A 14,699-nucleotide genomic window follows, 5' to 3' on the forward strand; every position below is an offset into this window, starting at 1 on the left:
ATTGAAAATTGTTATTGCGATCATCATATTCAGCATCATCATTCTGTTTCATGAACTGGGACATTTTCTGGTTGCCAAAAAGTGCGGGATACGCGTAAATGAGTTCTGTCTGGGACTTGGGCCGACACTCTTTGGCATAACCAAAGGAGAGACCAAATATTCCATTCATCTGCTTCCGTTTGGCGGAGCATGCATGATGGAAGGTGAGGACGGAGACAGCAGTGATGACCGGGCGTTTGCCAACAAACCGGTCTGGGCGCGCATTGCGGTCGTGGCAGCAGGCCCGCTTTTTAATTTCATCATGGCATTTGTTTTTTCGGTGATCTTAATTGCGTGCATCGGTTATGACAAGCCGGTGATCAGTGGTGTGATGGACGGATATCCGGCGCAGGAAGCGGGGATGCAGGAGGGAGATACCATTGTAAAAATGAACCACAAAAACATTCATTTTTGCAGAGAGATCAATCTGTATCTTTATTTTCACGCAGGCGAGACTGTGGATGTCACCTATGAACGGGATGGCAAAGAAACACAGGTTACCCTGACACCGGTTTATGATGAAGAAAGCGGCGGCTACTATGTCGGTTTTTATGAAAACAATGCGAGAACCAGGGCAAATGTGGGAGATTCCTTAAAATACGGCGTTTATTATACAAAATACTGGGTGGATCTGACGTTTGAGAGCGTGAGGATGCTTTTCACCGGAAAAGTAGGCGTGCAGGATATGTCAGGACCGGTCGGCATCGTAAAAACGATCGGTGACACTTATGAAGAGAGCAAGACAGACGGCATGTTTTATGTGTTTATCAATATGTTGAACATTTCCATTTTACTTTCCGCAAACCTCGGTGTGATGAACCTTCTGCCGATCCCGGCACTGGACGGCGGGCGGCTGGTATTCCTTATCATTGAGGCCATACGAAGGAAACGGATCGATCCGGAAAAGGAAGGAATGGTACATTTTGTCGGAATGATGTGCCTGATGGCACTCATGGTGTTCATTATGTTCAGTGATATCCGAAAACTGTTTTAGAGGTGTAGATATGCAGAGAATGAAAACAAAAGAAGTACGGATCGGAAACCGGGTGATCGGGGCAGACCATCCGATCCTGATCCAGTCCATGACCAATACAAAGACAGAAAATGTGGCGGATACGGTGGCACAGATCCAAAAACTCACGGCGGCCGGATGTGACATCATCCGCTGCGCGGTGCCTACGATGGAAGCGGCAGCGGCACTGCGTGAGATCAAAAAACAGATCGAAATCCCGCTTGTGGCAGACATCCATTTCGATTACAGGCTTGCGATCGCAGCGATGGAAAACGGCGCGGATAAGATCCGGATCAATCCGGGAAACATTGGGGATGAGGGACGCGTGCGTGCAGTCGTTACAGAGGCGAAAGAGCGCGGAATTCCGATCCGCGTGGGTGTAAACAGCGGTTCGCTGGAAAAGGATCTGCTGGAAAAGTACCATGGCGTCACGGCGGAAGCACTCGTGGAGAGCGCACTGGATAAAGTAAAACTGATCGAGGACATGGGATACGACAATCTGGTCATCAGCATCAAGTCTTCGGATGTAATGATGTGCGTAAAGGCACATGAACTGATCGCAAAGCAGACCGATCATCCGCTTCATGTCGGAATTACCGAGTCAGGCACAGTCACAAGCGGAAACATCAAATCCGCGATCGGGCTTGGGCTGATCCTGAATCAGGGGATCGGTGATACGATCCGTGTCTCACTGACCGGAGATCCGACGGAGGAGATCAAATCCGCAAAGATCATCTTACGGACACTGGGACTGAGAAAGGGAGGCATCGAAGTGGTTTCCTGTCCGACCTGTGGCAGAACAAGGATCGATCTCATCGGTCTGGCAAATCAGGTTGAAAATATGGTGGCAGATATTCCGCTCGATCTCAAAGTCGCAGTCATGGGCTGCGTGGTAAACGGCCCGGGTGAGGCAAGGGAAGCCGATATCGGGATCGCAGGCGGTGTCGGAGAGGGACTCATCATTAAGCACGGAGAGATTTATAAGAAAGTTCCGGAGGCAGAACTTCTGCCTGCACTGCGTGAGGAACTGCTGCACTGGGAACAGGAAAAAGAGAAATAAAACAGGTGAAAGTAAATGGCAAAACCGTTTTTTGAGGTATTTCCGACGTTAAAAGTGGGAGAGGAAACAAAAAATCTGTTATCGGAAGTAGAAGTAACCAGGGTGTCCACCAATACAAGGAAGGACATCCTGCGCGTTTACATAGCGGGAAGACGGCTGATCCCGAAAAAGAAGATCTATCAGTTAGAGACAGGGATCAAAAAGCAGCTTTTTCCGACCAGGGATATGACAATCAAATTTATTGAAAAGTTTCAGTTGTCCAGCCAGTATACGCCGGAAAATCTGATGAATGTATACAAAGACAGTATCCTTCTGGAATTAAGGGAGTACAGTCTTTTAGTTTATAATCTGTTCCGTCAGGCGACACTGGAATTTGACCGCGAAGATCATATGATCTTAACGCTGCCGGATACGATCGTGGCGGAAAAACGATCTGATGAACTGATCGATATTCTGGAAAAGATAGTCTGCGAACGCTGTGGACTGAAGCTGATGATCGAACCGCAGTTTCAGGAAGAAGCGGAGCTTTCGGAACATCGGAAAGACAGTGATATCCAGATCGCGCATGAGGTGGAGCATATCGTTAAAATGTCGGCGCTTGGACAGCACCGGGAGGATGAACCGGTTTCGCAGGAAAAAGAAGAGACAAAACCTTTAAAGGAAAAGGAGACGAAAAAGCAGCCGGCTCCGGCAAAAACATTCAAATCCGCCAAACCGAGAGAAGAGGGAAGAAAATTTTCCTACCGCCGTTCGGACAACCCGGATGTTATCTATGGCAGGGATTTTGATGAGGAAGCGATCGCAATTGAGACGATCGCGGGAGAAATGGGAGAGGTTGTGATCCGCGGTCAGATATTATCGTTAGATACCAGACCGATCCGCAACGAAAAAACGATCGTGATCATGTCTGTGACCGATTTTACCGATACGATCGTATTAAAGATCTTTGTCCGCGATGAAAATCTCGATGAACTGCTGGGCGGTTTGAAGAAAGGTGCGTATGTCAAGATCAAAGGTGTCACAACGATCGATAAATTTGACAGTGAGCTCACGATCGGATCGGTGGTCGGCATCAAGAAGATCCCGGACTTTACCTCATCGCGCATGGACAACAGTCCGAAGAAGCGGGTGGAGTTGCACTGCCATACCAAGATGAGCGATATGGATGGCGTTTCCGATGTCGGGGATATCATAAAACGCGCCGCCGCCTGGGGGCACAAAGCGATCGCCATTACGGATCACGGGGCAGTACAGGCATTCCCGATCGCAAATCATGCGATACCGGATGGCACGGACTTTAAGGTGATCTACGGATTAGAGGCGTATCTGGTGGACGACTTGAAGGATATTATCGAAAATTCCAAAAACCAGAGCCTGGATGACCGTTATGTCGTATTCGATCTTGAGACCACGGGATTAAGTCCGAATACCTGTAAGATCATAGAGATCGGTGCGGTAAAGGTAGAAAACGGACAGATCGTAGACCGCTTCTCCACGTTTGTAAACCCGAAAGAACCAATCCCATATAAGATCGAGGAGCTTACGAGCATACGGGATGATATGGTCATTGACGCGCCGACGATCGAAGAGATCCTCCCGGAATTTATGAAATTCTGCGAAGGCTCGATCATGGTGGCGCACAATGCGGAATTTGATATGAGCTTCATCAAAAAGAACTGCGACAGACAGGGAATCTCCTATGATTTTACGATCGGAGATACCATGACGTTGGCGCAGTTACTGCTGCCGAATCTGAACCGTTTCCGTCTGGATACCGTGGCAAAAGCGATCGGTGTACACCTTGGAAACCATCACCGGGCGGTGGATGATGCCGCGTGTACCGCAGACATTTTCTTAAAATTTATCGAGATGTTAAAAGAGCGCGGGATCCACACCCTGGATGAGGTGAACGCGGAGGGAAATATCGACAAAGAAAGTGTGCGCAAGATGAAATCTTTCCATGCGATCATGCTGGCGACCAACGATATCGGACGCGTGAACCTCTATAAACTGGTGTCACTTTCCCACCTTACCTATTTTAACAAACGGCCGAAGATCCCCAAAAGTGAATTTGTAAAATACCGGGAGGGAATTCTGCTTGGTTCCGCCTGCGAAGCCGGGGAACTCTATCAGGCGATCCTGCTCGGACGTCCGAACGAGGAGATCGCGCGACTGGTCAACTTTTATGATTATCTCGAGATCCAGCCGCTTGGAAACAACATGTTCATGCTGCGGGATGAAAAATCACCGGTCAGCTCGATCGAAGAACTGCAGGATATCAACCGGAAGATCGTTGCACTTGGTGAAGAATTTCACAAACTTGTGGTCGCAACCTGTGACGTGCATTTTCTTGATCCGGAGGACGAAGTCTACCGCAGGATCATTCTTGCCGGAAACGGGTTTAAAGATGCGGACGATCAGGCACCATTATATCTGCGCACGACCGAGGAGATGTTAAACGAATTTACCTATCTTGGCAGTGAAAAGGCGGAAGAGGTAGTCATCAAAAATCCGAATCTGATCGCGGATATGTGCGAACGGATCTCTCCGGTGCGTCCGGACAAGTGTCCGCCGGTCATTGAAAATTCAGATCAGATGCTGCGTGATATCTGTTATAACAAGGCGCACGAGATGTACGGGGAAGAACTGCCGTCCGTTGTAAAGGAGCGGCTGGACCGTGAGCTGAATTCCATCATTTCCAACGGTTACGCGGTTATGTATATCATTGCCCAGAAACTGGTGTGGAAGTCCAATGAGGACGGATACCTGGTAGGTTCCCGTGGATCGGTAGGATCCTCGTTCGTAGCGACCATGTCCGGTATCACGGAAGTAAATCCGCTGCATGCGCATTATTACTGTGAGAATTGTCATTACTCCGATTTTGATTCGGAAGATGTAAAGGCCTATACCGGGCGCGCGGGCTGTGATATGCCGGACAAGATCTGCCCGAAATGCGGCAAGTTGTTAAAAAAGGATGGATTTGATATTCCGTTTGAGACATTCCTTGGATTTAAGGGAAACAAAGAGCCGGATATCGATCTGAACTTTTCCGGGGATTACCAGAGTAAGGCACATAAATACACCGAAGTTATTTTCGGAGCCGGTCAGACGTTCCGTGCGGGAACGATCGGTACACTTGCGGACAAGACCGCGTTCGGATACGTTAAAAATTATTATGAGGAACGTGGGGTTCACAAGAGAAACTGTGAGATCGACCGTATCGTGCAGGGGTGCGTCGGGATCCGCCGGACGACCGGACAGCATCCGGGTGGTATTGTAGTGCTTCCGGTCGGAGAAGAGATCTATTCCTTCACACCGATCCAGCATCCGGCCAATGATATGACGACCGATACGATCACGACCCATTTTGAATACCATTCCATTGACCACAACCTGTTAAAGCTTGATATCCTCGGGCACGACGATCCGACGATGATCCGTATGTTGGAGGATCTGACCGGATTAAATGCCAGAACGATCCCGCTTGATGACAAGGCGGTCATGTCGCTGTTTCAGAATACGGACGCCATTCAGGTGACACCGGACGATATCAACGGCTGTCAGCTTGGAGCGCTCGGAATACCGGAGTTTGGTACGGATTTCGCGATGGGAATGCTTCTCGCCACACAGCCGACGGAATTTTCGGATCTTGTGCGGATATCCGGGCTTTCCCATGGTACGGACGTGTGGCTAGGAAATGCGGAGACCCTGATCAAAGAGGGAACGGCAACGATTTCCACGGCGATCTGTACCCGTGACGATATCATGATCTATCTGATCAGTATGGGACTCGAAAGTGAGACCGCGTTTACGATCATGGAGTCCGTGCGAAAAGGAAAGGGCTTAAAGCCGGAGTGGGAGAAGTTAATGCTCGAGCACGGTGTGCCGGACTGGTATATCTGGTCGTGTAAGAAGATCAAGTACATGTTCCCGAAGGCGCATGCGGCTGCGTATGTTATGATGGCGTGGCGTATCGCCTACTGCAAGGTATTCTATCCGCTTGCCTACTATGCGGCATATTTTTCGATCCGCGCGACTGGATTCAACTATGAACTGATGTGCCAGGGCAAGGACAAATTAAATTACTTTATGCATGATTACGAAAAGCGGAAAGACCAGCTCTCCAAAAAGGAGCAGGATGTTTACCGCGACATGCGTATCGTTCAGGAAATGTATGCGCGCGGTTATGAATTTATGCCCGTGGATATTTACCGGGCGAGTGACCGGTATTTCCAGATCATTGACGGAAAACTGATGCCGGCACTGAATACGATTGAAGGTCTCGGAGGCAAGGCGGCAGAACAGGTCGTAGAGGCGGCAAAAGATGGAAAATTCCTTTCCAAAGACGATTTCAGACAGCGGACGAAAGCAACGAAAACAGCGATCGAACTGATGTCGGATCTCGGGCTGCTCGAGGGGCTGCCGGAATCCAACCAGCTGTCACTCTTTGACTTTTCCTAGAGAGGCATTTTTGTTCATTGACAAATAAGAACAGGACTTTTAATATAAAATTAAAACAGGATAAAGGTGAGAAAGATTATGCGAGAATTAGTGGATATCCGTAAGGAGATCGATTCCGTGGATGCTGACATTGTGGCATTATATGAGAAGAGAATGAAGCTGGCGGAACAGGTGGCGGAATACAAGATCGGCACCGGAAAAAAAGTTTTGGATAAAGAGCGGGAAAAAAGCAAACTGGAAAAGATCGCCGGACTTGCCTCGACAGATTTTACGAGATGTGGAGTTACGGAACTGTTTGAACAGATCATGGCAATGAGCAGAAAGCGGCAGTACCAGATGCTGCGTGAGCATGGGATCACGGACGAAATGGATTTTGTACCGGTGGAGAGTCTTCCGGTAGAACATAAAAAGATCGTTTTTCAGGGCGTGGAGGGCGCGTATGCGCAGGTAGCCATGGAAACCTTTTTCGGAAACGATACCGAGAATTTCCATGTCGAGAGCTGGCGTGACGCGATGGAGGCGATCAAAAACGGAGAAGCCGACTATGCGGTACTTCCGCTTGAAAATTCGTCTGCTGGCATTGTGTCCCAGAATTATGATCTTTTGATGGAGTATGACAACTGCATCGTCGGTGAGCAGATCATAAAGATCGATCACTGCCTGCTCGGTACAAAAGACGCACAGCTTTCAGATATTACCCAGGTGTATTCGCATCCGCAGGGACTGATGCAGTGCGCCGGATTTCTGGAAGCGCATCGCGGATGGGAGAGCATCAGCACCAAGAATACCGCAATGGCGGCAAAGAAGATCAAAGAGGATGCGAAGAAGAACCAGGCGGCAATCGCGAGCCGGCTGACGGCGGATATTTACGGACTGAAGCTGTTAAAAGAAAGTGTGCAGGACAATCCAAACAACAGTACACGTTTTATCATTGTGTCCAGCAAAAAGATGTATGTGCGGGACGCCAAAAAGATCAGTATCTGTTTTGAGATCCCGCATGAAAGCGGATCGTTGTACCATGCGCTTTCCCATTTTATCTATAATAATCTGAACATGGATCACATTGAATCACGCCCGATCCAGGACAGAAACTGGGAGTATCGTTTCTTCATAGACTTTGTCGGAAACCTTGAGGACTGTGCGGTAAAAAACGCGCTCCGCGGATTGAAAGAAGAGACGGTGAAGTTAAAAATACTCGGAAATTACTAACAAACAGGAAAGAAAGGCAGCAGAAATGAAAAGTGCAAAAGAACTGATTATTTATAAAGATTTTAAGAACGGGAGGCTGTTTTATAATTTCACATGGATCCTGGAAAATTATAAAAACGATTACTACAACAAAGAGGACATCAGAGCTTTATTTTATGAATGCTTTCATGATCTGCTGGAGCTTGCGGGAAGCCACGGGTTTGAGGGAAACCTCTGGCACAATTTCCTGACGTTTCTTTTGATCAACAATGAGAATGCTTACAGTACAGCCAGTGAAAAGCGGGGAAAGATCGGCGGAAGCCTGGAGGAGATCGCACTGCATGATTTTTCAATCTTTAAAGGCTTTTTCGATTTTGATCTCGATATCTTAAAAGAGGAGCTGGAACTGGATGACATTGCGGTGTTAAAGAACTATGTCAGCACGGCGGATAACGGAAAGATCTTAAATAAGAGAATCCGCGACCGCATTGTTTCTCTGAGCAGACAGTTGGAACAGGCAGAGGATGTGCAGCAGTTCCTTTCTTATGTGGCAGAGTTTTATAAGGACTTCGGGGTTGGAACCTTGGGACTGCACAAGGCATTCCGGATCGAACACGATGAAAAGGGAAATGCCGTTATTGCGCCGATCAGCCGTATCGCGCATGTCAAATTGGATGACCTTGTCGGTTATGAATCCGCGAAGAAAAAACTGATCGATAATACCGAGGCGTTTGTAAAGGGAAGATCGGCAAACAACTGTCTGTTATTCGGAGATGCCGGAACCGGAAAATCTTCCAGTATCAAGGCGATCATCAATGAATATTATGATGATGGACTTCGGATGATCGAAGTATACAAGCATCAGTTCCAGGATCTGAACGCGGTGATCGCACAGATCAAAAACCGGAATTATAAATTTATCATTTATATGGATGATCTCTCTTTCGAGGAATTTGAGATAGAATATAAGTATCTGAAGGCGGTGATCGAGGGCGGACTGGAGAAAAAGCCGGATAATGTACTGATCTATGCGACATCGAACCGCAGACATTTAGTCAGAGAGACATTCAGTGACCGTACACAGCAGGAGGACGATCTGCACAATAACGATACCGTGCAGGAAAAACTTTCCCTTGTGGCACGGTTTGGTGTGTCGATTTATTTCGGGGCACCGACACCGAAGGAATTTAAAAATATCGTAAAAGTACTGGCAGAGAAACAGCATGTAACGATGAGCGAGGAAGAACTGCTTGCGGAAGCAAACAAGTGGGAGCTTTCCCATGGCGGACTTTCCGGCCGGACGGCGCAGCAGTTCATCAACTATCTGCTCGGACAGCAGGGAGCGGACGCTTAAAGTGGGGGCAGTGCAGAGAGGATGGAAGTATGAATATTACGACATTTGCAGCAATCTATATCGGATCTTATGAGATCAGCATGAAGATATTTGAACTCTCAGCCAAACGAAAGATACGTGAGGTCGATTATATCCGCAAGAGGGTAGAGCTTGGAAAGGATGCTTACGCGAAGGGATATATCGGATATGAACTGGCAGAGGAACTGTGCAGCGTGCTGTCCGAATATACCAAGATCATGGCGGGGTACAAGGTGGATGCGTACAAAGTGTGCGCGAGCGCGGCGATCCGTGACGCGAAAAATGAACTGTTCATTCTGGATCAGATCAAGCTCCGCACCAAACTTGATGTCGAGGTGTTGAGTAACTCGGAGCATCGGTTTATCAGCTATAAATCCGTTGCGGCACGTCCGGAATTTAACAAGATGATCGAAAAGGGCGCGGCGGTTGTCGATGTCGGGGGCGGAAGTCTGCAGATCACGCTGTTCCAGAAAGGAAAGGCGATCACGACGCAGCACCTTTTACTTGGAACCATGCGTATCTATGAAAAACTTTCCGAGATCGGAAACGCTGTCATATATTATGATGATCTGATCAAAGAACTGGTAGATAAGGAACTGGAGCGTTTCAAAGATATTTATCTGAAAGACAACCGGCTGCAGTACCTGATCATGATGGGAGATTACAGTACGGAGATCGTGCGCAAGCTCGAAAAGAATCTGGACCGCACGACCGTAGACGCGGGGAAATTCGTAAAATACTTAAATAAAATGAACCGCAACAGCCTTGGAAAGATCGCGGAGGAGCTGAGCCTTTCCAATGCGACCGACCCGCTTCTTCTCCCTTCGATCGTGCTTTATAAGCGGATCGCGGAAGAACTGGACGCGGATTCCATCTGGGTACCGGGTTCCGATATCAATGACGGTATCGCGTGTGACTACGCGTTAGAACATAATATGATCAGGGTGGAGCATGATTTTGACGAGGATGTCATTTCCGCATCAAAATATATGGCACAGCGCTATCATGGCTATACGCCGCATATCGACGCACTGACCGAGATGGCGACGCTTGTTTTTGACAGCATGAAGCGTGTGCATGGCATGGGGAAAAGAGAGCGCCTGCTGCTCCAGGTCGCTGCGATCCTGCATGACTGCGGAAAATATGTGAGCCTGGTAAATGGACCGGAATGTGCATACAGCATTATCATGGCATCCGAGATCATAGGGCTTTCCCATCTGGAGAGGGAGATCGTCGCGTGTACGGTAAAATACAATACCTATCCGCTTGATGATTACGAAGTTCTTGCGGATAAGTTAGACCAGGAGAGCTACATGGTCGTGGCGAAACTGGCGGCAATATTAAAAGTATCAAACGCAATGGATCGCAGCCATAAACAGAAATTTAAAAATGTCAAGGCTTCGCTGCGCGGAAAGCAGTTAGTGATCACGATCGAGTCGATGGATGACATCGTCCTGGAAAAGGGACTGTTTGCCGCAAAGTCGGGAGATTTCGAACGTATCTTCAGTGTGAAACCGGTTATAAAAGAAAAGCATACATGACAGAGGAGGCGGGAATATGGAAACAGCAAAAGAGTATTTTAAGCCGGAATATTTTGAAAACCGGGAACTGAGCTGGATCAAATTTGATGAGCGGGTTTTAAATGAGGCGAGGGATAAGACGATCCCGTTGTTAGAACGGCTGAAATTCGTAAGTATCACATCATCGAACCTGGATGAATTTTTTATGGTGCGTGTCGCATCGTTAAAGGATATGGTGCATGCCGGCTATAAAAAGAAAGACATAGCGGGAATGACAGCGAAAGAACAGCTTTCCGCCATCAATACGGCAACCAGGGAGCTGGTGGAGACACAGTATACGACCTATAACCGGTCTTTAGTTCCGCTCATGAAAGCAAACGGGATCATCGTCATTGATGAGTTCGAGAAATTAAGCAGTGAACAGGCGGCTTATGTCGATAAATATTTCAAAGAGAACGTTTACCCGGTGCTCACTCCAATGGCGGTAGATGCGTCAAGACCGTTTCCGCTGATCCGGAACAAGACGCTCAATATTGTTGCGCTTTTGATGAAAAAAGAAAATACGGATAAACGTATGGCAAAGCATGACGCTGAATTCGCTACGGTTCAGGTGCCGTCCGTGCTGCCGCGTCTGGTAGAGATCCCTTCCGAGAAAGAAGAAGATACGACCTATATTCTGTTAGAGCAGATCATCGAGCGGAACATCGCAAAACTGTTTTTGAATTACAATGTGATCTGTGCATATCCGTACCGTATCATGCGGAATGCGGATCTGAGCATTGATGAGGATGAGGCATCCGATCTGTTAAAGGAGATCCAGAAACAGCTTAAAATGCGCCAGTGGGGTGAAGTGATCCGTCTGGAAGTAGAATCGAAGATTGATAAGAAGCTTTTGAACTTTTTAAAAGAAGAGCTGCATATCGCATCGGATGATGATATCTATAAGATCAACGGACCGCTTGATTTTACATTTCTGATGAAATTATACGGATTAAAAGATAAAGAGGAGCTTCGCTATGCGCCCTATACGCCGCAGCGTGTCCCGCAGATCGAGCCGGGACAGAATATCTTTGATGAGATCAGGAAAGGCGATATTTTGCTGCATCACCCGTATCAGACCTTTGATCCGGTGGTGGATTTCATCCGTCAGGCAGCAGTGGATCCGGATGTACTCGCGATCAAGCAGACACTTTACCGTGTAAGCGGAAATTCGCCGATCATCGCGTCACTGGCACAGGCGGCGGAGAACGGAAAACAGGTGTCGGTACTGGTGGAGTTAAAAGCGCGTTTTGACGAGGAAAATAATATTGTATGGGCAAAGATGCTTGAAAAGGCAGGATGCCATGTTATTTACGGTCTGGTGGGCCTAAAAACACACAGCAAGATCGCGCTTGTGGTGCGCCGGGAGGAAGACGGCATCCGCAGATATGTACATCTCGGAACCGGAAACTATAATGACTCAACCGCAAAGCTTTATACGGACTGCGGAATGTTCACATGCTCGGAGGCGATCGGAGAGGATGCCACAGCGGTGTTTAATATGCTTTCCGGTTATTCGGAACCGCTCAGCTGGAATAAGCTTGTCGTTGCGCCGATCTGGCTGCGTAAAAAGTTTATCAAGCTGATCCAGCGTGAGACCAAAAACGCCAGGGCGGGAAAGAAAGCGCGCATTGTCGCAAAAATGAATTCTCTCTGCGACCAGGAGATCATTGCGGCATTGTATGAGGCATCGGCGGCAGGCGTTTCCATAGACCTGATCGTGCGCGGTATCTGCTGTCTGCGTGTGGGGATCCCGAAAGTCAGCGAGAACATCAGAGTGCGTTCCATCGTTGGAAATTTCCTCGAGCACAGCCGTATTTTCTATTTTTATAATGACGGGCAGGAAGAGATCTATATGGGCAGCGCAGACTGGATGCCAAGAAATCTGGATCGTCGTGTGGAGATCATTTTCCCAGTGGAAAACGAGAACTTGAAAAAGAAAGTCATGCACATTTTAAAAGTAGAGCTTGCGGATAACACCAAGGCAAATGTGCTGCAGGAAGACGGCACCTACGAAAAGATCGACAAGCGCGGAAAAATGCTTGTGAATTCGCAGGAACAGTTCTGCAAAGAAGCAGTCGCGGAAGTGCCAAAGGCACCGAAAGAATATATGGAACGGGTATTTATCCCGGCAGAACCGGTTGATTAAAAAAGAGACACGTCAGAGGATGATCCGGCGTGTCTTTTTTATGACAGTAACAAAATTACATTAATTGGGATGCGCTTCTTTCAGGCTTTTCAGATGCTCGAACACCGCATACGGAACGAAAAGACTGCCTTTTCCTGTTCCGAGATGGATCTTTGGTTTGTTTGCGCCATGAAAATCAGAACCGCCGGAGACGGCAAGATCCAGTTCGGCGGCAAGTTCTTTCATCTGTCGTTCTTCGCCGGCGGTGTAAGTAGAATAGATCGCCTCAACGCCGTCGAGCCCGTGGGCTTTTAAGTCAGTCATAAGCTGTTTTAAGCGGGCGTCACTCAAATGGTAGAGCAGCGGATGGGCGAGGATGGCGAGCCCTCCGGCAGCGTGGATCAGATCGATCGCCTGAACGGGTGTCATTTTTTCCCGTGGAACATAGTAAGGGCAGTGATCGCCGATATATTTTTGAAAGGCAACGTTTAAGTTCTGGATACAGCCCTTTTCGTAAAGATAGCGGGCAATATGCGCACGGGTCAGGACAGCGTCCGGGAAATAGGCGCGGAGCGCTTCTACGGAAATATCAAACCCGGCTTCCTCCCGCAGGCGGTCGATCATTTTTTTGTTTCGTTCTTCGCGGGAATCCTGTACGCTTTTTAAAGATTCTTTAAACGCTGCGTTTGTTTCGTCTATAAAAAGACCGACCATGTGAACTTCGTGGTCATCATTGTAGCAGGAGAGCTCTATGCCGGGAATAACGGTAAGACCGGTTTCACGGGCAGCGGCTTTTGCAGCGGCAATCCCGCCTATTGTGTCATGATCCGTCAGGGCAAAAGCGCAAAGACCGGCATGCAGTGCTTCCGTGACAAGTTCCTCCGGTGTAAAGGTGCCGTCCGATTCCGTGGAATGGACGTGCAGGTCAACAATACGTTTATCCATAAAAAATATCCTTTCTGTGATTTGGATTAGCTGTTTACAACTGACTTTATTTTAGCATAAAACCTGGAAAGAAAAAGTTTTTTGAAAAAAATTAAAAAAAATTCAAAAAAGGTATTGCAATATTAAAAATCGTATGATATAGTAATACACGGTTCGTTGGTCAAGAGGTTAAGACGCCGCCCTCTCACGGCGGAATCACGGGTTCGATTCCCGTACGAACTGCTGACTGTTTTAACAGCCCAACCCGAGAAAGTACTGTAAGTTTTACAGTACTTTTTTCTTTCATAAAAAGATAGAACCGGTTTTATAAATTAAGGTTGCATCTTAAAAATGAAAGTGTTATAGTAAATACGATAGCATGATGATGATTACTTTGAGAGTGGGCGTTTCGTCCACTCTCAATTCACGTTTAGGTACAGTTAGACCAAAAGAAGACTTCATAAGAAAAGGATGGTGAAAGAGATGACACAGCGAGAGATCTATGAACAAAAGACAGAAGAACTGATCCTGCCGATCCTGGAAGAATTACAGTTTGAACTTGTGGATGTTGAGTATGTAAAAGAAGGCGGTACCTGGTATCTTCGGGCATACATTGACAAAGAGGGCGGAATCACGGTAAATGACTGCGAGGACGTCAGCCGCCGGATGAATGAACTTTTAGATGAAAAAGACTATATTGAAGGCTCTTATGTTTTTGAGGTGAGCTCACCGGGACTTGGAAGACCGCTCAAAAAAGAAAAAGATTATGCGAGAAGTATGGGAAAACGACTGGAGATCCGTACTTACCGGGCAATCGAGCACGAGAAGGAATTTTACGGGGTGCTGACTGCGTATGATTCGGATTCTGTTACGATCACAAAAGACGACGGCGCAGAGATGAAATTTGCGAAATCCGACATGGCGCTGATCCGACTGGCATTTGATTTTTAGCGTAC

At 47.6% G+C, this 14,699-nt stretch carries 9 protein-coding genes and 1 tRNA gene; 9 read left to right on the forward strand and 1 reads right to left on the reverse strand.

Features of this window, described 5'->3' with window-relative positions:
* Nucleotide 1: 1 nt before the first annotated feature.
* From rseP to H8Z76_RS03535, 7 genes are all read left to right on the forward strand, one after another.
* A complete protein-coding gene (gene rseP, locus H8Z76_RS03505) occupies nucleotides 2–1,033 on the forward strand; it encodes an RIP metalloprotease RseP (RefSeq protein WP_186981685.1) in 1,032 nt (343 codons plus the stop codon).
* Between the two features lie 19 nt (nucleotides 1,034–1,052).
* A complete protein-coding gene (gene ispG / locus H8Z76_RS03510) occupies nucleotides 1,053–2,111 on the forward strand; it encodes a flavodoxin-dependent (E)-4-hydroxy-3-methylbut-2-enyl-diphosphate synthase (protein WP_147618191.1) in 1,059 nt (352 codons plus the stop codon).
* A gap of 15 nt (nucleotides 2,112–2,126) precedes the next feature.
* Nucleotides 2,127–6,572 (forward strand): PolC-type DNA polymerase III, encoded by a 4,446-nt coding sequence (locus H8Z76_RS03515; protein ID WP_186981686.1) that lies wholly within the window; start codon nucleotides 2,127–2,129, stop codon nucleotides 6,570–6,572.
* A gap of 78 nt (nucleotides 6,573–6,650) precedes the next feature.
* Entirely contained in the window at nucleotides 6,651–7,781 is a 1,131-nt protein-coding gene (gene pheA / locus H8Z76_RS03520; protein WP_186981687.1) for a prephenate dehydratase, read from the forward strand.
* Between the two features lie 25 nt (nucleotides 7,782–7,806).
* Complete coding sequence (locus tag H8Z76_RS03525) at nucleotides 7,807–9,114, forward strand: ATP-binding protein (protein WP_022515164.1); 1,308 nt, start codon at nucleotides 7,807–7,809, stop codon at nucleotides 9,112–9,114.
* A 29-nt stretch (nucleotides 9,115–9,143) separates the two neighbouring features.
* Entirely contained in the window at nucleotides 9,144–10,673 is a 1,530-nt protein-coding gene (locus H8Z76_RS03530) for a Ppx/GppA phosphatase family protein (RefSeq protein ID WP_147618117.1), read from the forward strand.
* Nucleotides 10,674–10,689: 16 nt separating this feature from the next.
* Nucleotides 10,690–12,840 carry an RNA degradosome polyphosphate kinase gene (locus H8Z76_RS03535; RefSeq protein WP_022514676.1) on the forward strand — a complete coding sequence of 717 codons (2,151 nt, stop codon included), beginning with the start codon at nucleotides 10,690–10,692 and terminating at the stop codon, nucleotides 12,838–12,840.
* A 60-nt stretch (nucleotides 12,841–12,900) separates the two neighbouring features.
* Here the strand turns inward: H8Z76_RS03535 and H8Z76_RS03540 are convergent, their stop codons facing one another.
* Nucleotides 12,901–13,764, reverse strand: a complete 864-nt coding sequence (locus tag H8Z76_RS03540; RefSeq protein WP_186981688.1) for a PHP domain-containing protein — start codon at nucleotides 13,762–13,764, stop codon at nucleotides 12,901–12,903.
* Between the two features lie 150 nt (nucleotides 13,765–13,914).
* On the opposite strand from H8Z76_RS03540, the gene H8Z76_RS03545 reads away from it, so the two are divergent.
* A tRNA-Glu gene (locus tag H8Z76_RS03545) sits at nucleotides 13,915–13,986 on the forward strand.
* Between the two features lie 240 nt (nucleotides 13,987–14,226).
* The gene (locus tag H8Z76_RS03550; RefSeq protein WP_022516065.1) at nucleotides 14,227–14,694 is read left to right on the forward strand and encodes a ribosome maturation factor RimP; all 468 of its coding nucleotides are present in this window, start codon (nucleotides 14,227–14,229) and stop codon (nucleotides 14,692–14,694) included.
* Nucleotides 14,695–14,699 lie beyond the last annotated feature (5 nt).

Origin of the sequence: Roseburia yibonii (assembly GCF_014297335.1) — a bacterium.
GTDB lineage: Bacteria > Bacillota > Clostridia > Lachnospirales > Lachnospiraceae > Roseburia_D > Roseburia_D yibonii.